The following is a 21914-nucleotide window of genomic DNA, read 5'->3' as shown; positions in this document are numbered from 1 at the left end:
CCCGACAGGAAAGGAGATTCCCGTATTTTGAGTTTTTCCCAGGATGTCAAGGCGGAAATTCTGCGCCGCAAGGTTTCCCGTAACTGCTGTGCGGCTGCGGCAGCCTATGCGATTGCCTGCTTTGGCAAATATTTTGATGACCGCGGTGTGGTGCTCCAGACCGAGAACGAGGGCGTCGCACAGTTTGCCCAGAAGATGTACGCACGCAGCGGGATTGCGGGTACGGTGCTGCGCAAGGAACGCACCTGCGGCGCGATCTATGAATTCAGCGTCAAGGACCCGGAACAGGTCCAGAAGATGCTTGCGCTGTTCGGCCATACGGGACGGGAAACGACGCTCCGGATCCGGCCGGACTGTTTCAAATGCCAGAACTGTGTTTCTTTCTTTGTCTCGACGGCATTCCTTTGCTGCGGGACGGCAACGGACCCCGAAAAAGAATACAACATCGAATTTCTGTCCCCCCGTCACTCGCTCTCCCAGCAGCTCGAGGGAATTCTGGCCCAGCATGAATTCAACCCGCATCGGGCGGTCCGCAAAGGCGCCAATACCGTCTATGTGAAATCCAGTGATCATCTGGAAGATCTGCTCACCTTCATGGGCGCTACCAATGCGTCCATGCGCATCATGGAACAGCGGATGTACAACGACATGCGCAACAAGACCAACCGTCTGTCCAACTGCGAAACCGCCAACATGGGCAAGACCGTCCAGGCTGCTGTCCAGGTCCGACTGGCCATCCAGACGCTGGAGGAAGCCGGAGCGATGGAAACCTTGCCCAAGCCGCTGCAGCAGACGGCCCGCCTGCGGATGCAGTACCCCGACCTGCCGCTTGCCAAGCTGGCCGAAAAGTTTGATCCGCCCGTCAGCAAGGCGGGACTTTCCCATCGGCTCAAGCGGATTCAGGAAGCCGCCCGGCGGGTGAGCGATCCCTCCGGCCGGTAAGATCACCTGATTTTTTAAAGAAGGACCACTATGCCCGAGACCATTTCCCAAAACAAAAGACAGTTTGCCCACCTGCATCTGCATACCGAATACAGCCTGCTGGACGGCGCCTGCCGGATCGATCGGCTGTTTGACCGGATCAAGGAGCTGGGCCAGACCGCCGTGGCCATCACCGACCACGGCGTCATGTATGGCTGCGTGGCGTTTTATGACGCGGCCAAGGCGGCCGGCATCAAGCCGATCATCGGATGTGAGGTGTATGTCGCGACCCGTACCCGGTTTGACAAAGTCAACCGGATTGACGGCAACAACCACCTGATTCTGCTGTGCAAAAACGAGACCGGCTATAAAAACCTCATCAAGATGGTTTCGGCAGGCTTTCTCGAAGGTTTCTATTCCAAGCCCCGCATCGACAAAGATCTGCTGGAACAGTACCATGACGGCCTGATCTGTCTGTCGGCCTGTCTGGCAGGGGAGATCCCCCAGGCAATCCTGGCCGGGGATTACGAGCAGGCCCGGCGCACGGCGCAGTATTATCAGGACCTGTTCGGCGAGGGAAACTATTATATCGAACTGCAGGACCACGGCCTTGAGGAGGACCGCGTCGTGCTTCCCCAGCTGATCCGGCTTTCCCGGGAAACGGGAATCCCGATGGTGGCAACCAACGATGCCCACTATCTGCGGCGGGAAGACAGCAAGATACAGAGCATTTTGCTCTGTATCCAGACCGGCAAGACCATCCGCGACGTGGATCGTATGGAGTTCCAGACCGAGGAGTTCTATGTCAAGAGCACCGAGGAGATGTACGACCTGTTCTCGATGGTGCCCGAAGCGTGTGAGAACACCAACAGGATTGCCGAACAGTGCAATTTCGATTTTGTGTTCGGCGACACCAAGCTGCCCTATTTCAAAGCGCCTGACGGAATGGAAAACCAGGCGTATTTTGAAAAGCTCTGCTGGGAAGGCCTGGAACGCCGCTATCCCGGCAAGGTCACGCAGGAACTGCGGGACCGCCTGCAATATGAGATTGATGTCGTCAAAAAGATGGGGTACACAAACTACTACCTCATCGTCTATGACTTCATCAACTATGCCAAGAGCCGGGACATTCCGGTCGGACCGGGACGCGGCTCCGGCGCAGGCAGCCTGGCGGCCTACTGTGTCGGCATCACCGATATTGACCCGATCCGGTACAACCTGATCTTTGAACGCTTCCTCAACCCCGAGCGTGTTTCCATGCCGGACTTTGACGTGGATTTCTGCTATGAACGGCGGCAGGAAGTGATCGACTATGTCAACGAAAAATATGGCCGGGACCATGTGGCCCAGATTGTCACCTTCGGAACGATGGCGGCCCGGGCAGCGGTGCGCGATGTAGGCCGTGTGATGGGCATGTCCTATCAGGACGTGGACCGGGTTGCCAAGCTGATCCCGATGGAACTCAAGATGACGCTCAGCCATGCGCTGGAGGTCTCGCCGGATCTCAAAGCCATGTACGACAGCAATCCGGAGGTCCATGAGCTGATCGAAACCTCTCTCAAGGTCGAGGGAATGCCCCGCCATGCCTCGACCCATGCAGCCGGCGTCGTGATTACCCGGGAACCGGCCACCGAATATGTGCCGCTGTCCACCAACGACGGCCTGCCGGTCACCCAGTTCAACATGGTGGAGATCGAACGCCTCGGCCTGCTCAAGATGGACTTCCTGGGGCTGCGGACTCTGACGGTCATCCATGATACCGAGACGGCTGTCCGGCTGCGGGAGCCGGAATTCCGCGTTGCCAACATCGACTACGACGACGCCGACACCTATGCGATGCTTGCCAACGGCGAGACCGAGGGCGTGTTCCAGATGGAATCCACCGGCATGACGCAGGTGCTGGTCAGTCTGCATCCGAAGAACCTGGAAGATCTCATTGCCCTGATTTCCCTCTACCGTCCCGGCCCGATGGATTCCATCCCCACCTATCTGCGCAACCGCCGCGAGCCGGACAAAGTCACCTACAAGACGCCGCAGCTGGCCCATATCCTGGACGTGACCAACGGCTGCATCGTCTATCAGGAGCAGGTCATGCAGATCTGCCGGGAACTGGCGGGATTCAGTTTCGGCCAGGCTGACAACGTCCGCCGCGCTATGAGCAAGAAAAAACACAAGGTCATGGAGGCGGAACGCGAACATTTCGTTCACGGCTGCACCGAACCCGGCAAGGAGTGTGCAGGCTGCGTCAAGAACGGCATCCCGGAAGATGTCGCCAATGAAATCTATGACGATATGTCCAGCTTTGCCTCCTACGCGTTCAACAAATCCCATGCCGCCTGCTATGCCTATGTGGCGTTCCAGACTGCCTATCTCAAATGTCACTATCCCAACGAGTTCATGGCGGCCCTGCTGACCAGCGTGCTGGACAACACCTCCAAGGTCATCGAGTACTCTACTGAGTGCCAGCGTCTCGGCATCAAGGTCCTGCCGCCCGATATCAATGTTTCCCGCGGTGGATTCACCGCGGACGGCGGCAGCATCCGCTTTGGACTCAACGCCGTCAAGAGCGTGGGACGAGACCTGATTGACGCGGTGGTCCGGGAGCGGGAAGAACGCCCGTTCCGCGGCCTGTATGATTTCTGCAAGCGGATGCGTGGCAATACCCTCAACCGCCGCGCACTGGAAAGCCTCATCAAGGCCGGTGCCTTCGACAGCCTGGAGCCCAGCCGCCGCGGCATGCTCGAGAGCGTCGAGACCATCCTGAAAATCGTCGAGAATGACGCCCGCCAGAACCTGGAAGGTCAGCTGGACCTGTTCAGCGCACTGGGAGGGGAGGACGCTGAGCAGAACGATGACTATCAGGTCCCCCATATGCGGGAATACGAGACCGATGAACTTCTCAAAATGGAGAAGGAAGTCTCGGGACTTTACCTTTCGGGACATCCTTTGGATGCCTACCGGGAACAGATCAAGAAGATTTCCACCTGCACGATTGCCCAGCTGCAGGGGGAGAACGCCAAGGATTTTGACAACCGCACCGTGACCATTCTTTGCACGGTGGTCAAGAACAAGGTCATGACGACCAAGTCCAACACCCTGATGGCCTTCACCACCGTTGAAGACCTGACCGGCACCATGGAACTGCTGGTCTTTCCGCGGGTATATGCCAACTGCCGGGCCTATCTGCAGGAAAACGCCGTTGTCGTCACAAGCGGCCGGGTTTCGGTCAAGGAGGACGAGGGCACCCGCCTGATGGTGGAGAGCGTCCTGCCCGTGGAAGGATACGATGCCTCCAAGAGCTTCGGACAGAACCGTGCCGACAAGGTCAGCGAATCCGTCGCGGCTCCCGCTGCCGGGAGTATCTGGCTGCTGGTGCCGTCCATGCAGAGCCCCGAGATGCACCGGATTGAAAATCTTCTGCACAACATTTTTGATGGGCCCACGCCGGTCTATTTCAAGTTTGAGGACACCGGCCGCAGAATGCGGGCTCCCCAGCGGCTCTGGGCGCTGGATCATCCGCTTTTGCGTCAGGAACTGGAAAGAATTCTCGGACCTGATCACGTCAAGATCAGCAGTGCAAAATAAATCCATATGTTTTGCAAGTTTTGTCCATAATCCCCGGGCGCCGTCTATGGTATAATGGAGCCGAGGGAGTATGTTAAAAAATAAACTTATCTGTGTTTTCCGTTTACTCTCAAGGAGGACATTTTTATGGCGAAGGAAATCAAAACCATCGGCGTGCTGACCAGCGGCGGCGACGCCCCCGGCATGAACGCAGCGGTGCGCGCCATTGTGCGTGCCGGCATCACCAAGGGCTACCGCATGATGGGCATTCAGCGCGGCTACAACGGTCTGATCAACGGCGAGTGCTATGAGATGAACGTCCGCAGCGTTTCCGAGATCATCCACCGCGGCGGCACGATTCTGTACACGGCCCGCTGCCTGGAGTTCAAAACCCGGGAAGGCCAGGCCAAGGGCCTTGCGCGCTGCAAGGAACTGGGCATTGATGCGCTGGTTGTCATCGGCGGTGACGGCTCCTTTATGGGTGCCCGTGCGCTGGCAAACCTGGGCGTGCCCTGCATCGGCATCCCCGGCACCATTGACAATGACATCGCCTGCAGCGAGTACACCATCGGCTATGACACGGCCATGAATACTGCCGTCGAGGCCATCGACAAGCTGCGCGATACCACCCAGAGCCATGACCGCTGCAGCGTTGTGGAGGTCATGGGCCACCATGCCGGCTATATTGCACTGAATGTGGGCATTGCCACCGGTGCGCTGTCGGTGCTGCTGCCGGAGCGTCCCTTTGATTTCGAGCGCGATATTCTGCAGCGGATGCGTCAGACCCAGGTGACCGGCAAGAAGCATTTCATCATTATCGTGTCGGAAGGTGTCATCGGGGCGCAGGAACTGGCCAACGAGATTCAGGCTGCCACCGGCGTCGATTCCCGTGCAACGGTTCTCGGCCATATCCAGCGCGGCGGTTCTCCGACGGTGCGTGACCGTGTCAACGCCTCCCTGATGGGCTATCATGCGATTGACCTTCTGGACAAGGGCATTTATAACCGCGTCGTGGCGGTTTCGGGCGGCAAGATCGTGGACTACGATGTCAACGTGGCGCTGTCCATGCACAAGACCATCGATCCGTATGAGATCGAAGTGGCAGAGTCCATCTCGATCTGAGCGCAGAACTGTCCGATCCGCAGTCCGCTGGACTGCGGATTTTTTGCGGCTCCGGCGGACTATCGCGGGCCGGTTTTGCCAATTCTCTCGATGCAGGAAAAAAGTTCTTGCATTTTGTGTGGGATTGTGCTACTATATTACGGCAATACACACGCATTGCGTTGTTTTTTTGTGCCTTTTTGGCCGTCCGGCCGGAACGGTTAGAAAACAAGTACGCAGTGCGGAGGGTAAAAACTAAATTTTGGAGGAAAATTACTATGGCAGTCGTTTCTATGAAGCAGCTTCTCGAAGCCGGCGTACACTTCGGTCACCAGACCCGCCGCTGGAACCCCAAGATGGCGAAGTACATCTTTACGGAGCGCAACGGCATCTACATCATCGATCTGCAGAAGACCGTGAAGAAGCTCGATGAGGCTTACAACTTCGTGCGCGATGTCGCTGCTGACGGCGGCGAGATCCTGTTTGTCGGCACCAAGAAGCAGGCTCAGGAGTCCATCCGTGACGAGGCTACCCGCTGCGGTATGCACTATGTCAATGCCCGCTGGCTGGGCGGTATGCTGACCAACTTCCGCACCATCCGCAAGCGTATCGACCGCATGGAGCAGCTCAAGACCATGCAGGAGGACGGCACGTTTGATCTGCTGCCCAAGAAGGAAGTTGTCAAGCTCGAGCTCGAGATGGCCAAGCTGGACAAGTACCTGGGCGGTGTGAAGAACATGAAGACCCTGCCGAAGGCCATGTTCATCGTTGACCCCCACAAGGAGCGCATTGCCGTTTCTGAAGCCCGCAAGCTGAACATTCCCATCGTCGCCATCGTCGATACCAACTGCGATCCCGACGAGATCAGCTATGTCATCCCCGGCAACGACGACGCCATCCGTGCCGTCAAGCTGATCTCCGGTGCGATGGCTGACGCGGTCCTCGAAGGCAAGCAGGGCACCCAGGAGGCTCCTGCTGAGGAAGCCGCCAAGACGGAAGAGAACTAATTCCGAACGCATCCGAAACCTTTGAATCAGAAAGGACTTGTGAATATGGCTGTTTCTGCAAAAGACGTTATGGAACTCCGCCGCCAGACTGACTGCGGCATGATGGAGTGCAAGAAGGCTCTCGTCAAGGCTGACGGCGATTTTGCCAAGGCAATCGAGATCCTGCGTGAGGAAGGCCTTGCCACCGCCACCAAGAAGGCTGGTCGTATCGCCGCCGAAGGCATGGTTTATGCCACTTCCAACGCCAACGGCGCCGTTGTGGTTGAGGTCAATGCCGAGACCGACTTCGTTGCCAAGAACGAGAAGTTCGTTGAGTTCACCAAGGCTCTTGCCGATGTCATCGCCGAGCAGAAGCCGGCCGACGTCGAGGCCCTGATGGGCTGCAAGATGGGCGACGGCACGGTTGACGATGCCCTGAAGGCCCTGATCCTGGTCATCAAGGAGAACATCAAGATCCGCCGCTTCGCCGCCTACGAGGGTGCCTGCGCTGCTTATGTCCATGGCGGCGGCACGCACGGTGTCATCGTCAAGTTTGACACCACGCCCGAAGTGGCTGCCAAGCCCGAGTTTGTCGAGTTCGGCAAGGATATCGCCATGCAGGTTGCTGCTGCGAACCCGAGCTACCTCGACCGCAACGCTGTGCCTCAGGCTGCCATCGACAACGAGAAGAAGATCATCCTCGCTCAAATGGCCAACGATCCCAAGGCTGCCAGCAAGCCCGACGCCATCAAGGAAAAGATGGCTACCGGCCGTCTGGGCAAGTTCTACAAGGAGAACTGCCTGGTCGATCAGGCCTTCATCAAGGACGGCAACATGGACGTCAACGCCTATGTGAACGCCACTGCCAAGAAGCTGGGCGGCGACATCAAGATTGTTGCCTACACCCACTTCATCAAGGGCGAAGGTCTGGAAAAGCGCAACGAGGACTTTGCTGCCGAAGTTGCTGCTGCCATCAAGCACTGAGTTCCTGAAACGAAATGAAAAGGCCCCCGTCTGCCAGTCCGGCAGGGCGGGGGCCTTTTTGTGTCTGCCTGAAAGAATAACACCATGCAAAACCCCGGAACGCAGAATGCGTTCCGGGGTTGTTGCGATCAGATAACAGGGTTTGTCATTCAGTAGGTGCAGGGGCGGAAGGTGATGTGGCCATCGTCGTCCATCGAATCCACAATCGCGAGACTGGCCAGCTTGTAACCCTCGGCGCGCAGTTCATCGCCGCCCGGCTGGAAGCCCTTTTCGATGCAGATGCCGATGCCTGCAACCGTGGCACCGGCCTGCTTGCAGACATCCAGCAGCCCGCGCATGGCCTTGCCGTTGGCAAGAAAATCATCCAGGATCAGAACACGATCCTCGGGACCAAGGAATTTCTGGGCGAGGGTGATGTCGTAATCGCGGCCGTAAGTATAGGAGTGAACCGTGGAGGTGTACACATCGCCGTCAATGTTTTTGCTTTTGGCTTTTTTGGCAAAGACGACCGGAACATTGAAATGGCGGGCGGTCATGCAGGCAATGGCGATGCCGGAGGCTTCGATGGTCAGGATCTTGTTGATGCCGTCCTTCTCGAAGATCCGATGAAATTCGGCACCGATCTGATCCAGCAGCTCCACATCCAGCTGGTGGTTCAGAAAGCAGTCCACCTTCAGAACATTGCCGGGCCGTACCTGCCCTTGACTCAGAATTCGATCTTGCAAAAGCTTCATTACATATAACCCCTTTCAGACGCTTGCATCCATTATGCCGAATTTCGTCGAATTTTGCAATCCCCTGTGAAAAAAATACGGAAAAAGTCTGCCTTGACCACGAAGTCGCTCAGTTTTCGGGTTTGTTTTTTGTGCAAAACGTCCACAAAGATGAACAAACTAAAAATAAACTATGTCGATTTAACATATTGCAGTCTGTGTCCGGCAGCGCTATAATTTAGAATAACTTGCAGTGAAGAGATTGTGCAACTCAGATCGGAGGATTTTTCCTCCGGCACTGCAAACGAATGTAGGAGGGAATACATTATGAACAAGAAAATCGTCAGTGCATTGCTTGCCGCGGCCATGACGTTTGGTCTGGCCGGCTGTGGTGCCACCGGTACGTCCGGTTCGACCGGTTCTGAAGGCTCTACGATGGAGTCCGCCGATACCACCGGTGCCATCAAGATTGGCGGTATCGGACCCCTGACCGGCAGTGCAGCCGTTTACGGCACCGCCGTCAAGAACGCCGAGGAACTCGCCGTCAAGGAAATCAACGAGTCGATGGGCAAGACCGTCTTTGAACTGGAGTTCGAGGACGATGAGGGCGATCCTGAAAAGTCTGTCAACGCTTACAACCAGCTCAAGGACTGGGGCATGCAGATGCTCGTCGGTCCCGTCACCACCAACCCCTCTGTGGCTGTCGGTGCTGAGGCTGCCAACGACAACCTGTTCATGCTGACGCCGTCCGCCTCCGCTGAAGCGGTCATCGAGACCGGCGACAACGTGTTCCAGATCTGTTTCACCGACCCCAACCAGGGCGTTGCTTCGGCAGACTACATTGCCGAGAACAACCTGGCGACCAAGATCGGTGTCATCTATGACTCTTCCGATACGTACTCTTCCGGTATCTACGACAAGTTCTCTGCCGAGGCGGAGGTCAAGGGCCTGACCATCGTGGCAGCCGAGGCCTTCAACAGCGATAACAAGAGCGACCTTTCCACGCAGCTGATCAAGTGCCAGGATGCCGGTGCGGAACTGGTGTTCCTGCCGATCTACTACACCGAGGCTTCTCAGATCCTGACCGCTGCCAACAAGATCGGCTATGAGCCGAAGTTCTTTGGCTGCGACGGCATGGACGGCATCCTCAATGTGTCCGGCTTTGACACCTCCCTGGCCGAGGGCCTGATGCTCCTGACCTCCTTCGCCGCCGACGCACAGGACGATCAGACGCAGAAGTTCGTCGCCGCATATCAGGCAGCATACGGGGATACTCCCAACCAGTTTGCGGCGGATGCCTATGACTGCATCTACGCACTGCTGCCGTTTGCCGTCAGCGGTGATATCACGGCCGACATGTCCGCGTCCGAGATGTGTGACGTTCTCAAGGTCAAGATGACCGAGACCACCTTCGACGGCCTGACCGGTTCCGGCATGACCTGGGATGCTTCCGGTGCTGTGTCCAAGTCCCCCAAGGCTGTTGTCATCAAGAACGGCGCTTACGCTGCCCTGTAATTGCTGCCAGCTGCGCAGCTGATCCAATCGAATCCTTTGTCAATGGGGGCTGCCGAAACAGAACGGTTCGGCAGCCCTCATGCTTTTTTTGCAGGGATAGCGCGAATTTTATCGTCTCTCGTCGCAAAAGGGCATTGTCCTGTCACAACAGATGTGTTAATATTATATACATATTTTCTTCCTTGCGGTGTCCTTCGGGGCGGGGAAGGCGATTGAGTGAGGTGTTCTGCACAATGCAATTTTTATCCTACCTGATTAACGGCATTAGCCTGGGCAGTGTGTACGCGCTGATCGCGCTGGGCTACACCATGGTTTACGGCATTGCCAAAATGCTGAATTTCGCCCATGGCGATGTGATCATGATCGGCAGTTATGTGATCTTCTTCACCTTCGGTTCGTTCGGGATGAACCCGTTCCTGTCGATCTTCCTTTCGATGATTGTCTGCACGATTCTCGGTGTGACGATGGAGCGTGTGGCATACCGTCCTCTGCGCGAAGCGCCGTCGCTGGCCGTCCTGATCACGGCCATCGGCATTTCCTACCTGCTGCAGCAGGTCGCTCAGCTGCTCTGGACTTCCAACCCCAAGAACTTCAAGTCGGTGGTCAGCCTTCCGCCGCTTGAGCTGTTCGGCGGTCAGCTGGTCATCTCCTCCGAGACCATCGTCACCATCCTGGTCTGCATCGTCATCATGATTGCGCTGACAACCTTTACCAACCACACGGCCACCGGTCACGCCATGCTCGCCGTGTCGGAGGACCGCGGTGCGGCGCAGCTGATGGGCGTCAACGTCAACGCCACGATCTCTCTGACGTTTGCCATCGGGTCCGCGCTGGCGGCCGTGGCCGGCGCCCTGATGTGCTCGTCCTACACCATCCTGATGCCCACCACCGGCTCGATGCCCGGCATCAAGGCTTTTGTGGCGGCTGTGTTCGGCGGCATCGGTTCTATTCCCGGCGCCTTCCTGGGCGGTATCCTGCTGGGCATCATCGAGAACCTGAGCAAGGCGTACATTTCCACCCAGCTCTCGGATGCCATTGTGTTTCTTGTCCTGATCGTTGTGCTGATCGTCAAACCAACCGGTCTGCTGGGCAAGAAAGTCAATGTGAAAGTGTAAGGTGATCGACATGGCAATCACGAAATGGAAACATATGAAAAAAACCACCCGCAGCAATGTCATCACCTTCGGCATTGTCCTTGCGTTTTTCCTGGTCGTGGAGCTGCTGACGGCTCTCGGTCTCATGACCAACTCGTTTGCCGGTCAGCTCGTTCCCATCTGCGCCTACGTCATGATGGCGGTGGCACTGAACCTCGTGGTCGGCTTCCTCGGGGAGCTGAGCCTGGGCCATGCCGGATTCATGAGCGTCGGCGCATTCAGCGGCACGCTCGTCTGGATCTGCCTGTATGATGCGGCCCCGCACTGGCTCGGTCTGGTTCTGGCCTTCCTGATCGGCGGCGTGATGGCCGGTATCTTCGGCTTCATCGTCGGCGTCCCCGTGCTTCGTCTGTCCGGCGACTACCTGGCCATCGTCACGCTGGCTTTCGGCGAAATCGTCAAGAACATCATGAACGCACTGTATCTCGGTGTGGATTCCAGCGGCCTGCATTTTTCGCTGAAGGATTCCTCCTCCCTGGGGCTGGCTGAGGACGGCAAGATCCTCATCAACGGTGCCATGGGTATCACCGGCGTCAAGAAGGCCTCCACTTTCGGCATCGGCATCGTCCTGGTGTTCCTCACGCTGATTGTGGTGCTTAACTTCATCAATTCCCGCGCCGGCCGTGCGATCATGGCCATCCGTGACAATGAGATTGCCGCCAAGAGTGTCGGCATCAATATTTCCCGCTATAAACTGATGGCGTTTGTGGTGTCGGCTGTGATCGCCGGCATGGCGGGCGTGCTTTACGGCCTGGATTTCTCGACGCTGGTCGCCAAGAAATTCGACTACAACACCTCCATCAATATTCTGGTCTTCGTGGTGCTCGGCGGTATCGGCAGCATCCGCGGTTCCGTGATCGCCGCTGCAATTCTGACGGTTCTGCCCGAAATGCTCCGTGGCCTCAACGACTACCGCATGCTTATCTACGCCATTGTGCTGATCGTGATGATGATCTTTACCCGCAGCCCCAAGATTGTTGCATGGCGCGAAGGGGTAGAGGAAAAGATCCGCAGCCGATTCGGTTCGCACAAGACCAAACAGACAAAGGGGGTGGCGTAAATGGCACTGCTGGAAGTCAGCAACCTGGGTATTGCGTTCGGCGGTCTGCAGGCCGTTACGCAGCTTGACCTGAAAATTGAGAAGGGCCATCTGTATGGCCTGATCGGCCCCAACGGTGCCGGCAAGACCACAGTGTTCAACATGCTGACCGGCGTCTACAAGCCTACCGAGGGCAACATCGTGCTGGACGGCAAGGACATCACCGGTGCCACGCCGGAGGCCATCAGCAAGGCGGGCATTGCCCGTACCTTCCAGAACATCCGTCTGTTCAGTGAGATGTCTGTGCTGGACAACGTCAAGGTGGGTCTGCACAATCAGGTCCCGTACAGCATGTGGACGGGCATTCTCCGCCTGCCGTCCTTCCGTGAGAAGGAGCACGAGATGAACCGCCGGGCCATGAAGCTCCTGAAGATTTTTGATCTTGACAAGGAAGCCGAATTCAAGGCCAGCCAGCTCCCGTACGGCAAGCAGCGCAAACTGGAGATCGCCCGTGCACTGGCCACCAACCCGAAACTGCTGCTGCTGGATGAGCCGGCGGCCGGTATGAACCCCAACGAGACCGACGAGCTGATGAAGACGGTCCGCAGTGTCCGTGATCAGTTCGGCATCGCCATTTTGCTGATCGAACACGATATGAACTTTGTCATGGGCATCTGTGAGGAGATCACGGTCCTGGACTACGGTCGTGTGATTGCGCACGGCGACGGCAAGGCAATCCGCAACAACCCCAAGGTCATTGCGGCATATCTGGGAGGTGACTGAGATGGGGGAGCTGCTCTCTGTCAAAAATATCAACGTCTTTTACGGCTCGATTCATGCGATCCGGGATGTCTCGTTCTATGTCAACGAAGGAGAAATCGTCACGCTGATCGGTGCCAATGGTGCCGGCAAGACCACAACGATGCACGCCATCTCGGGCCTGCTGCGTCTGGCCAGCGGTGAGATTGACTATTGCGGTCATGTCATCAGCAAGATGGAGCCGCATAAGATCGTCCGTCTGGGCCTTGCCCAGGTTCCGGAAGGACGCCGCGTGTTCAGCGGTCTGACGGTTCAGCAGAACCTGCAGATGGGTGCCTACACCCGCCGTGACGGCAAGGAAGCCATCCAGTCGGACTATGATATGGTCTTTGACCTGCTGCCTCGCCTGAAGGAACGCCGCAACCAGCTGGCCGGCACCCTGTCCGGCGGCGAACAGCAGATGCTGGCCGTGGGCCGTGCCCTGATGTGCAAGCCCAAGATCCTGCTGCTGGATGAACCCTCGATGGGTCTGTCGCCGCTGCTGGTCAAGGAAATCTTCAAGATCATCCGGGATATCAACCGCAACGGTGTGACAGTCCTGCTGGTCGAACAGAACGCCAAGATGGCACTGGACATTGCAAACCGCGCCTATGTGCTGGAAACCGGCACGATCAAGATGGAAGGGGAAGCCACCGAGCTTGCCAACAACATCGAGGTCCGCAAAGCCTATCTGGGCTGCGAATAAACAAAAAAACACCCACATCCGCGCTGCTGCGGAGTGGGTGCTTTTTTGTTTACATGGCGCCTTCGGGCGGGCGCTCCTCATCGGTCAGCGGCTGGGTCAGGGTGGTCAGCAGCCTGGCGTAGATCTCGCTGCCGCGGGAGATGAACCGGTTCTTGACCTGCTCGGCGGTCAGAGCGTCCGGCATGGTCAGTTCCAGACGGAACGCATCATCGGCGTGGCCGTCATCCTGGATTGTGCAGGTCACACGGAAATGGTCGCCGACCTTCTGGATGGTGGCATGGTTCTGGGCTGCCTTGTGCACCCAGCTCTGGATGCGGATCACCGCCAGAATGGCGCTTTCCCGCACGCTGCGGGGCAGGTCCTCCGAGAGGGTATCCGCCACGACGGCGCCTTTGCGGGTGATGCGGTAGCCGTCCTCGCTCAGTTCGGCCAGTTCCTGGCTTTCCAGATCCACCAGGGCATTCGCGAACTCAAAGTAGTTGACCAGCTCCTCCTGCAGGACGGCGCCCTGCATGGCTTCCTGCGTGACAGGACCGACGGTCTTGATCAGATAACACAGAAGAATCCGGATCTCGACATCGCTCGTCAGTCCGCCCCGCTTCACCCCGCCGGTAAAGGCTTCCGCCATGGTATCACTTCCCGAATAAAATCTTTATCCTCATTATACAGGAGTTGCCCAAAAGTTACAAGATTAAAAAAACGTTTCGATCTGCTTGCGGCTCTGCGGCGTGGAGTAGGTCCAGTGCTTGAGTCTGCCGCGGGTCACAAAGTAATGCGGTTCAAACCGCAGCGGCTGATTCAGATGCTTGTTGACGATGACAAGCTTGATTTTCATCTTGTCCGGCAGAATACTCTTGATGTAAACGCTGACGGCCTGCCCCGGATGCAGCTCGGCGTCCGGCTCGGCCAGCCCGGCCAGGTTGGGGGCAATCTCAACAAAAACGCCGTAATCCTCCACACTGCGCACAATGCCCACCACCGTCTCGCCGGCGGCAAAACAGGCGGCGTTTTCACTCCATGTTCCCAGCAGCTCCCGCAGCGTCAGCACAATGCGTCCCTGCTCGTCGCGGTTCTTGATCACGCAGAGCAGCTGCTGGCCAACATTGACGCGATCGGCGGGGGAGGCAATCCGGGACACCGACAGACAATCGATGGGCAGCAAGGCGGAGATGCCGCAGCCGACATCACAGAAGGCACCGAAATTCTCGATATGGGTGACGGTGCAGGGAATCACGCTTCCGGCCTCCAACGTATCCAGATACCCGGTCCGGCAGGCCCGCTGTGCGGCTGCACGGGAAAGCAGATACACCATCTCTCCCGATTCGTCCCGCTCGGTTCCGGTGATGACAAAACAGGTCGGACGCCCCACGCGGGTCAGAACGGCAATGTCCTTGATGCTTTCGCCCGGTGCCACATCCAGACATTCCTCGAAGGGCATGTAGGCTTTCTGACCGCACAGTTCAAAGCGCAGGCGGCGGTTGGTGTCGAACGCCAGAGCGGTACTCTGCAGGACCTCTCCGGTGGCGATACAGTGATCCAGCTCTTCTTTGCGAAGATGCGACGCATTGCGGCAAAGCCCCTCGGCACGATATTCAAGCATTTCGTGGTTCCTCTTTTCTTCAGTATGGTTTTACAAGTTGCCTATTTGCAAAAATGCAAGGTTGGTATATAATAGAATCTGCGAAAAAATGAAAGGCGGCGGGATAGATGGACGTACAGGTCGGAGATGTGATCGTGACAAAAAAAGCGCACCCTTGCGGTGCAAACCGGTTTGAAGTGCTGCGCGTCGGCATGGATTTCAAGATCCGCTGTCAGAAATGCAGACATGAGATCATGCTTCCGCGGGTCAAGATCGAGAAGAACATCAAAAAGATCCTGCGTGGCGGGGAAGAGTAGATCGGAGCTCCTGTCCAATAGCTATGTAAGGAGAAGCTGATCTATGTTTGAAGAACTTCAAGATGTGGAGCGCCGGTACGAAGAACTTGCCTATCGGATGACAACCCCCGAAGCCATGGCCGATGCGGCGGAATACGGCAGACTGACACGCGATTATAAAGAACTGACCCCCCTTGTGACGGCGTATCGTTCCTACCGCAAGCTGTCCCGGGAGATCGCAGAGGAAGAACAGTTCCTCCGCAATCCGGAAAGTGATCCCGCCTTCACCGATATGGTACAGCAGGAGCTGTGCGAAAATAGGGCAAATTTGGAGGCTGAGGAACAAAATATCAAGCGGCTGCTTCTGCCCAAGGATGCCAATGACGAAAAGAACATCATCATGGAGATCCGCGCAGGGGCCGGCGGTGACGAAGCGGCACTGTTTGCCCACAGCCTGTTCCGGATGTATTCGATGTATGCGGCGCGCCGCGGCTGGACCTGCTCGCCGATCAGCATGAATGAAACCGAGCTGGGCGGCCTCAAGGAAGGCGTGTTCAGCATCGAGGGAGCCGGTGTGTACAGCCGGCTGAAATTCGAGAGCGGCGTCCACCGCGTGCAGCGCGTCCCCGAAACCGAGACCCAGGGACGGATTCACACCTCCACTGTGACGGTGGCGGTGATGCCGGAAGCCGAGGAAGTCGAGCTGGCCATTGATCCCAAAGATCTGAGGATTGACACCTTCCGGGCTTCCGGCGCGGGCGGACAGCATATCAATAAGACGTCATCGGCCATCCGGGTTACCTATCTTCCGACCGGGATGGTGGTGGAATGTCAAGACCAGCGCAGCCAGCGGGAAAACAAGGAACGCGCCCTCCAGGTGCTGCGCAGCCGTCTGCTGCAGCAGAAACAGGCCGCCTACGATGAGGCATACAATGCCCGGCGGCAAAGTCAGGTCGGCACCGGCGACCGCAGCGAAAAAATCAGGACCTACAATTTCCCTCAGGACCGTGTGACGGATCACCGCATTGCGCTGACGCTGCGCAATCTGCAGGATGTTCTGGACGGAAACCTAGACCGGGTCATTGATCCACTGATTCTGGCGGATCAGGAAGAAAAACTCAAGCAGCGTCAAGAGGAAACAACATGATTACAAAGGTTTTACCGATCAATGAGGAAAGCATCGCCCTGGCAGCCAAGCTGCTTCGCCAGGGGGAACTGGTGGCTTTGCCCACCGAAACGGTCTACGGCATCGCAGCAGATGCCCGCAATGCCGAGGCAGTCAAAAAGATTTTTGAAGCCAAGGGGCGCCCCCAGGACAACCCGCTCATTGTGCATATCTGCGGCATGGAAATGCTGCACGGCATCGTGGCGGAGGTGCCGGAGCGTGCCAAAAAACTGGCGGCAGCCTTCTGGCCCGGCCCGCTGACGATGGTCATGCCGCGCGGTCCCGAGGTGGCGGACGTGACCTGTGCCGGTCTGGATACCGTGGGCGTGCGGATGCCGTCCCATCCGGTTGTCCAGGCGGTCATCAAAGCGAGCGGCGTGGCATTTGCGGCGCCCTCGGCCAATCTTTCCGGCAAGCCCAGCCCCACCAATGCGGCGGATACCTTCGCCGATATGGATGGTCGGCTGCCTTTGATCCTGGACGGCGGCGAGAGCGCCGTGGGTGTGGAATCCACGGTGGTGGCCGTGACCGGCGACAAACCGATGATCCTCCGTCCCGGATATGTGACCAAGGAACAGATGGAAGCCGTCCTTGGCGAGGAAGTGCTGGTCAACCATGCCATTCTCGAAAAACTCCGGGATGGCGAGGTGGCCCGCTCCCCGGGTATGAAATACAAACATTATGCCCCGAAGGCGGAAGTCACGATCGTCAAGGGATCGTTCCCGGCGTATCGGTCCTACCTGGAAGCCCATGCGGCGCCCGGTGTCTGGGCCCTCTGCTTCGACGGGGAAGAGTCTCAGCTCCCGGTGCCCTGCATTTGCTATGGCAAGGCCGATGACGGCATCAGCGAAGCGCATCGTCTTTTCACGGCGCTGCGGGAACTGGATAAACACGGCGCCAAGACCGTCTATGCACGCTGCCCCCGCAGTGACGGGGTTTCGATGGCGGTCTACAACCGTCTGATTCGCGCGGCGGCATTCCGTGTGGTGGAGGTCTGAATGACCATGAAGATCATTGGCCTCACAGGGCGTTCCGGCTGTGGAAAATCCACGCTGACCTCCCTGATCGTCGGGGCGGGGTATCCCTGTGTGGATGCCGACAAGATCGCACGGGAAGTCCTGCTTCCGGGATCTTCCTGTCTGCCCCTGTTGCAAAATATCTTCGGTTCTGATATCGTAGAGGAAAAGACGGGCCAGCTCCGGCGCCGTCTGCTGGCCGACCGTGCCTTTGCCACCCCGCAGGGAACGGCGCAGCTGACGCAGATCACCCAGCCTGCGATCTATCGCCGCATCGACGAAGAGATCGAAAAGGCAGAGAAAGCCGGGAGCCGCCTGTTTTTTGTGGACGGTGCCGTTATCATCGGTACACCGTTCGAGAGCCGATGCGACCACATCGTGCTGGTTTCGGCGCCTTACGAGGTGAGCGTTGCACGGATCTGTGCACGCGACGGCATCTCCGCCGAGATGGCGCGCCGCCGGCTGGATGCCCAGGTCCCGGAAGAGACACTGCGGCAGGCAGCCGATTTCTGCATTGAGAACAACGGCACGGTGCAGCAGATGCAAGAACGCTGCAGGGCTTTGCTGGAGACCCTGAGAAAGGAGGCCTATGACTAAAAGCAGACGCAGAAGAAAGAGAAAGACCAGGACAGGGGGACTGCGCAGGGGATTGCTGCGGCTTTCCGTTGTGCTGCTGATTCTTCTGGCCGCCGGAATGCTTGTATTGTTCTTTGGGCACGACACGGTCATGAACACGGCATACCCCCGCAAATATCAGGAATATGTGGATTACTACGCCGACAAATACGAATTGGACCCGCTGATTCTGTATGCGTTTATCCGGACAGAGAGCAACTTCAATCCCGAAGCGGAATCCAATGTCGGGGCCCGCGGCCTGATGCAGATCACCGAGGAAACCTTCGACTGGATCAAGAGCAAAATCGCTGCCGACGAGCCGCTGACGTTTGATGACCTGTATGATCCCGAAACCAATATCCGGTTCGGAACCTACTTTGTCAGCTATTGCCTGCTGCGGTATCACGAAGATCTCGCAACGGCAGCTGCGGCCTATCACAGCGGATGGGGCACCGTGGACAGCCTGCTGTCGGATTCCGCTTACTCCCAGGACGGAGAAACCTTGACGGCATTCCCGTACCCGCAGATGCGTCGGTATGTCCAGAAAATCACCGATGCGTATGCGATGTACTGCGAAATATATGCGCCGGATTCATGATCCGGTGAAAATCTGAAAGAAAAGAGGACCAACCAAGACTATGAAATCCGCAAAAGAACTTCAGGCGCTGCTTTACAAGAACGAAACCGTGGCCGATCAGGCTCCGGAACAGATCGCCAAGGCAGCTGAATTCTGCGAAGGCTACAAGCGCTTCCTGGACAACGGCAAGACCGAGCGGGAAGTGACGAAATACAGCGAAGAACTGCTGAAGAAGGCCGGCTACAAGCCTTTTGTCGCCGGTCAGACGCTGAACCCCGGCGATAAGATCTACAAGATCAACCGTGCCAAGTGCGTGCTGGCTGCCACGATCGGCACCAAGAGCATTGCGGAAGGCTTCCATCTGAACATTGCGCACATCGACTCTCCGCGCCTTGACCTGCGCCCGGTGCCGCTGTTTGAGAAGGAGGGCATTGCCTACTTCCGCACCCACTATTACGGCGGCATCCGCAAGTATCAGTGGCCCACGATTCCTCTGGCCATCCACGGCGTTGTGTGCCGTCAGGACGGCAGCAGCGTTGAGATCAGCATCGGTGAGGCCGAGAACGATCCTGTCTTTACCATCACCGACCTGCTGCCGCATCTGGGCTCTCAGCAGAACGAGAAGAAGCTGCCCGATGCCATCACCGGCGAGAATCTGAACGTGCTGCTCGGCTCTCTGCCCATCGAGGAAAAGGATGCTTCCGACCGCATCAAGCTGCGTGTCCTGGGACTGCTCAATGAGGCATACGGCATTTCGGAGGCGGATTTCACCACCGCCGAGATTGAGATCGTCCCCGCTTTCAAGGCCCGCGATATCGGCTTGGATCGCTCGATGATCGGCGCCTACGGCCATGATGACCGTGTGGATGCGTACCCGGCACTGATGGCGGAAATCGAGAACAAGAATCCCGCCTACACCACGGTCTGCGTCCTGACTGATAAGGAGGAAACCGGCTCCGACGGTGTCACCGGCCTGAACAGCATGTACACCTTCCACTTCCTGCAGCAGCTCTGCGCCTGCCAGAATGTGGATGCCATCACCGCGTTCCAGGCATCCAAGTGCCTCTCTGCGGACGTGACCGCTGCATACGACCCGAGTTTTGCCGATGTCTTTGAGCCCTGCAACGGCACCTATGCGGGCCGCGGCGTGGCCATTTACAAGTACACCGGCGCTCGCGGCAAGAGCTCCACGAATGATGCATCGGCCGAAATGGTCAGCTACCTGACCAGCCTGATGCGCCGCAACGGCATTGTCTGGCAGATCGGCGAGATGGGCAAAATCGATGTCGGCGGCGGCGGAACCGTTGCCAAGTATGTTGCCAACCAGGATATTGACACCATCGATATCGGCGTGCCGGTTCTGTCGATGCATTCTCCGTTCGAGGTTGTCTCCAAGGCGGACGTTTACATGGCATACCTGACCTTCAAGGCTTTCGGCGAAGACGCGGAATAAATAATTCTGACCGCCCCTTCCTTTTATGGAGGGGGCGGTTTTTTGTGCGGAGCCGGATACGGCAGAATTTTTTTGAACAAAACGGGAGAAAACGGCAAACTATTTTACGAAGGGGTGGTAGAATGTTTGAACAAAACCCCTTTTTTGACTATGTACAAACGGCCGAAATTTGACTAAAATTACAACATGGCGAAATAATAGAAGGGAGCAGCATGAAACGTGCTGCTTTTTGTAAGGAGAGAGTATTTATGCCGATGAATAAAGTTGTGCATACCGCTCAGCGCGCCGCTTTCAGTGCGGCGGTTGACCTGGCAATCAATTCGATCCGCGGAAAAGGCACGGAAAAGCTGTCCGAGAATGCGGTCAAGCTGATCAATCTGGCCGAACCGCTTCTGAAGGACCGGTATCCCGCGTCCGCGTTTGAGGCGGCCAGAAAGTTTGTCTCGGACCCCAACAGCAAATGGATGCAGTACGCTTACCGCGCCATCAACGAGATTGATCCCCATATTCTCAAGATGAACGCGCTGAACCTCGTGTATGAAGGCATGTTTGCGGGCTACAACTATGTCGAGGAACTCCGCAAGAAGTACGACTGCAATATGCCCTGGATTCTGCTGTTCGATCCGACCTCGGCCTGCAACCTGCACTGCACCGGCTGCTGGGCTGCCGAGTACGGCAACAAGCTGAACCTCAGCTACGAGGATATGGATAAACTGGTCACCGAGGGCGAGGAGCTCGGCATCCACTGGTACATGTGCACCGGCGGCGAGCCGATGTGCCGCAAGAACGACCTGCTCAAGCTGGCCGCTAAACATCAGACCTCGGTCTTCCATCTGTTCACCAACGGCACCCTGATTGATCAGGAGTTCTGCGAAGAGGTCAAGAAGGTCGGCAACATGGCGTTCTTCCTCTCGGTGGAAGGCATGGACAACGCCACCGATGACCGCCGCGGCGAAGGGGTCTTCAAGAAGGTCATGCACGCCATGGACCTGATGAAGGAGAACGGCCTGCTGTTCGGCACCTCCATCTGCTACACTTCGGCCAACTACAAGGCCGTCACCAGCGACGAATTCATGGATATGCTGATCAGCCACGGCGTCCGCTTCAACTGGTATTTCCATTACATGCCGATCGGCGACGGTGCCAATGTGGACCTGATGCTCAACCCCGAGCAGCGTGAATACATGGTTCGCCGTGTCCGCGAAATCCGCGGCTTCACCGGCGGCAAAGAAATCTTCTGCATCGACTTCCAGAATGATGGCGAGTACATCGACGGCTGCATTGCCGGCGGCCGCCAGTATGCACACATCAACCCCAACGGCGATGTGGAGCCCTGCGTCTTCATCCATTACTCCAACGCCAACATCCATGAGAAGAGCCTGCTGGAATGCCTGCAGCAGCCGCTCTTCAAGGAATACCACAAGGGCCAGCCGTTCAACGAGAACCACCTGCGTCCCTGCCCGATGCTGGAAAACCCGCAGATCCTGGGCGAGATGGTCAAGCGCAGCGGTGCGCACAGCACCGACCTGCAGCAGCCGGAATCTCCGGAGGATGTCTTCCGCCGCTGCCGTCCCTACGCAACCAGCTGGATGCCCACGGCCGACCGTCTGTGGGCGGAAGAGCATCCCGGCTATGTGGACCCTGAGAGCCAGGAATGCACCTCCTGCGAGTCCTGCGCAGCCTGTGCCGGCGCCAAGGAGTAAAATCCGGAATCCGGCAGGGAAGAGTCCCT

The 21914-nt window shown here is 57.4% G+C and carries 20 protein-coding genes; 17 read left to right on the top strand and 3 right to left on the bottom strand.

Annotated elements, in window-relative coordinates; translation table 11 throughout:
- The first annotated feature begins 27 nt into the window (after positions 1 to 27).
- From whiA to tsf, 5 genes are all read left to right on the top strand, one after another.
- Complete coding sequence (gene whiA / locus U0L91_RS11400; protein ID WP_330047058.1) at positions 28 to 942, top strand: DNA-binding protein WhiA; 915 nt, start codon at positions 28 to 30, stop codon at positions 940 to 942.
- A gap of 30 nt (positions 943 to 972) precedes the next feature.
- The gene (locus U0L91_RS11395; protein ID WP_330047056.1) at positions 973 to 4506 is read left to right on the top strand and encodes a DNA polymerase III subunit alpha; all 3534 of its coding nucleotides are present in this window, start codon (positions 973 to 975) and stop codon (positions 4504 to 4506) included.
- 126 nt (positions 4507 to 4632) lie between these two features.
- The gene (gene pfkA / locus U0L91_RS11390; protein ID WP_330047054.1) at positions 4633 to 5607 is read left to right on the top strand and encodes a 6-phosphofructokinase; all 975 of its coding nucleotides are present in this window, start codon (positions 4633 to 4635) and stop codon (positions 5605 to 5607) included.
- Between the two features lie 257 nt (positions 5608 to 5864).
- Complete coding sequence (gene rpsB / locus U0L91_RS11385; RefSeq protein WP_330047052.1) at positions 5865 to 6593, top strand: 30S ribosomal protein S2; 729 nt, start codon at positions 5865 to 5867, stop codon at positions 6591 to 6593.
- A 45-nt stretch (positions 6594 to 6638) separates the two neighbouring features.
- Positions 6639 to 7556 carry a translation elongation factor Ts gene (gene tsf / locus U0L91_RS11380; protein ID WP_330047050.1) on the top strand — a complete coding sequence of 306 codons (918 nt, stop codon included), beginning with the start codon at positions 6639 to 6641 and terminating at the stop codon, positions 7554 to 7556.
- Positions 7557 to 7705: 149 nt separating this feature from the next.
- Here the strand turns inward: tsf and U0L91_RS11375 are convergent, their stop codons facing one another.
- Complete coding sequence (locus U0L91_RS11375; RefSeq protein ID WP_330047048.1) at positions 7706 to 8290, bottom strand: xanthine phosphoribosyltransferase; 585 nt, start codon at positions 8288 to 8290, stop codon at positions 7706 to 7708.
- A 306-nt stretch (positions 8291 to 8596) separates the two neighbouring features.
- Here U0L91_RS11375 and U0L91_RS11370 point away from each other — a divergent pair, with 306 nt between their 5' ends.
- From U0L91_RS11370 to U0L91_RS11350, 5 genes are all read left to right on the top strand, one after another.
- Positions 8597 to 9784 carry an ABC transporter substrate-binding protein gene (locus tag U0L91_RS11370; protein ID WP_330047045.1) on the top strand — a complete coding sequence of 396 codons (1188 nt, stop codon included), beginning with the start codon at positions 8597 to 8599 and terminating at the stop codon, positions 9782 to 9784.
- Between the two features lie 233 nt (positions 9785 to 10017).
- Positions 10018 to 10899, top strand: coding sequence for a branched-chain amino acid ABC transporter permease (locus U0L91_RS11365; RefSeq protein ID WP_330047044.1), 882 nt, complete (start codon positions 10018 to 10020; stop codon positions 10897 to 10899).
- A gap of 10 nt (positions 10900 to 10909) precedes the next feature.
- A complete protein-coding gene (locus U0L91_RS11360; protein WP_330047042.1) occupies positions 10910 to 11998 on the top strand; it encodes a branched-chain amino acid ABC transporter permease in 1089 nt (362 codons plus the stop codon).
- On the top strand, positions 11999 to 12760 hold the full coding sequence (locus U0L91_RS11355; protein WP_330047040.1) for an ABC transporter ATP-binding protein: 762 nt from the start codon (positions 11999 to 12001) through the stop codon (positions 12758 to 12760).
- A gap of 1 nt (position 12761) precedes the next feature.
- A complete protein-coding gene (locus U0L91_RS11350) occupies positions 12762 to 13481 on the top strand; it encodes an ABC transporter ATP-binding protein (RefSeq protein WP_330047038.1) in 720 nt (239 codons plus the stop codon).
- Positions 13482 to 13530: 49 nt separating this feature from the next.
- Here U0L91_RS11350 and U0L91_RS11345 read toward each other — a convergent pair whose 3' ends face one another.
- Both U0L91_RS11345 and U0L91_RS11340 read right to left on the bottom strand, forming a co-directional pair.
- A complete protein-coding gene (locus tag U0L91_RS11345; RefSeq protein ID WP_330047036.1) occupies positions 13531 to 14109 on the bottom strand; it encodes a DUF4364 family protein in 579 nt (192 codons plus the stop codon).
- A gap of 63 nt (positions 14110 to 14172) precedes the next feature.
- Positions 14173 to 15081, bottom strand: coding sequence for a S1 RNA-binding domain-containing protein (locus U0L91_RS11340; RefSeq protein ID WP_330047034.1), 909 nt, complete (start codon positions 15079 to 15081; stop codon positions 14173 to 14175).
- Between the two features lie 107 nt (positions 15082 to 15188).
- Here U0L91_RS11340 and U0L91_RS11335 point away from each other — a divergent pair, with 107 nt between their 5' ends.
- The 7 genes from U0L91_RS11335 (at position 15189) to U0L91_RS11305 (ending at position 21885) form a co-directional block, all read left to right on the top strand.
- Positions 15189 to 15377: a DUF951 domain-containing protein gene (locus U0L91_RS11335; RefSeq protein ID WP_330047032.1), complete on the top strand. Its 189-nt coding sequence runs from the start codon at positions 15189 to 15191 to the stop codon at positions 15375 to 15377.
- A 43-nt stretch (positions 15378 to 15420) separates the two neighbouring features.
- Positions 15421 to 16503, top strand: a complete 1083-nt coding sequence (prfA, locus tag U0L91_RS11330) for a peptide chain release factor 1 (RefSeq protein WP_330047030.1) — start codon at positions 15421 to 15423, stop codon at positions 16501 to 16503.
- On the top strand, positions 16500 to 17519 hold the full coding sequence (locus tag U0L91_RS11325) for an L-threonylcarbamoyladenylate synthase (RefSeq protein WP_330047028.1): 1020 nt from the start codon (positions 16500 to 16502) through the stop codon (positions 17517 to 17519). Before prfA ends, U0L91_RS11325 begins: the two co-directional genes overlap by 4 nt.
- Positions 17520 to 17525: 6 nt before the next feature.
- Complete coding sequence (coaE, locus tag U0L91_RS11320) at positions 17526 to 18134, top strand: dephospho-CoA kinase (RefSeq protein ID WP_330047026.1); 609 nt, start codon at positions 17526 to 17528, stop codon at positions 18132 to 18134.
- Positions 18127 to 18750: a lytic transglycosylase domain-containing protein gene (locus U0L91_RS11315; protein ID WP_330047024.1), complete on the top strand. Its 624-nt coding sequence runs from the start codon at positions 18127 to 18129 to the stop codon at positions 18748 to 18750. The genes coaE and U0L91_RS11315 overlap by 8 nt, the downstream gene beginning before the upstream one ends.
- A 40-nt stretch (positions 18751 to 18790) precedes the next feature.
- Positions 18791 to 20182 carry an aminopeptidase gene (locus U0L91_RS11310; RefSeq protein WP_330047022.1) on the top strand — a complete coding sequence of 464 codons (1392 nt, stop codon included), beginning with the start codon at positions 18791 to 18793 and terminating at the stop codon, positions 20180 to 20182.
- 248 nt (positions 20183 to 20430) lie between these two features.
- Positions 20431 to 21885, top strand: coding sequence for a radical SAM/SPASM domain-containing protein (locus U0L91_RS11305; RefSeq protein ID WP_330047021.1), 1455 nt, complete (start codon positions 20431 to 20433; stop codon positions 21883 to 21885).
- The last annotated feature ends 29 nt before the right edge of the window (positions 21886 to 21914 follow it).

Source organism: Gemmiger sp., from assembly GCF_036306485.1.
Classification (GTDB): domain Bacteria; phylum Bacillota; class Clostridia; order Oscillospirales; family Ruminococcaceae; genus Gemmiger.
This window is presented reverse-complemented; position numbering and strand designations above follow the sequence as displayed.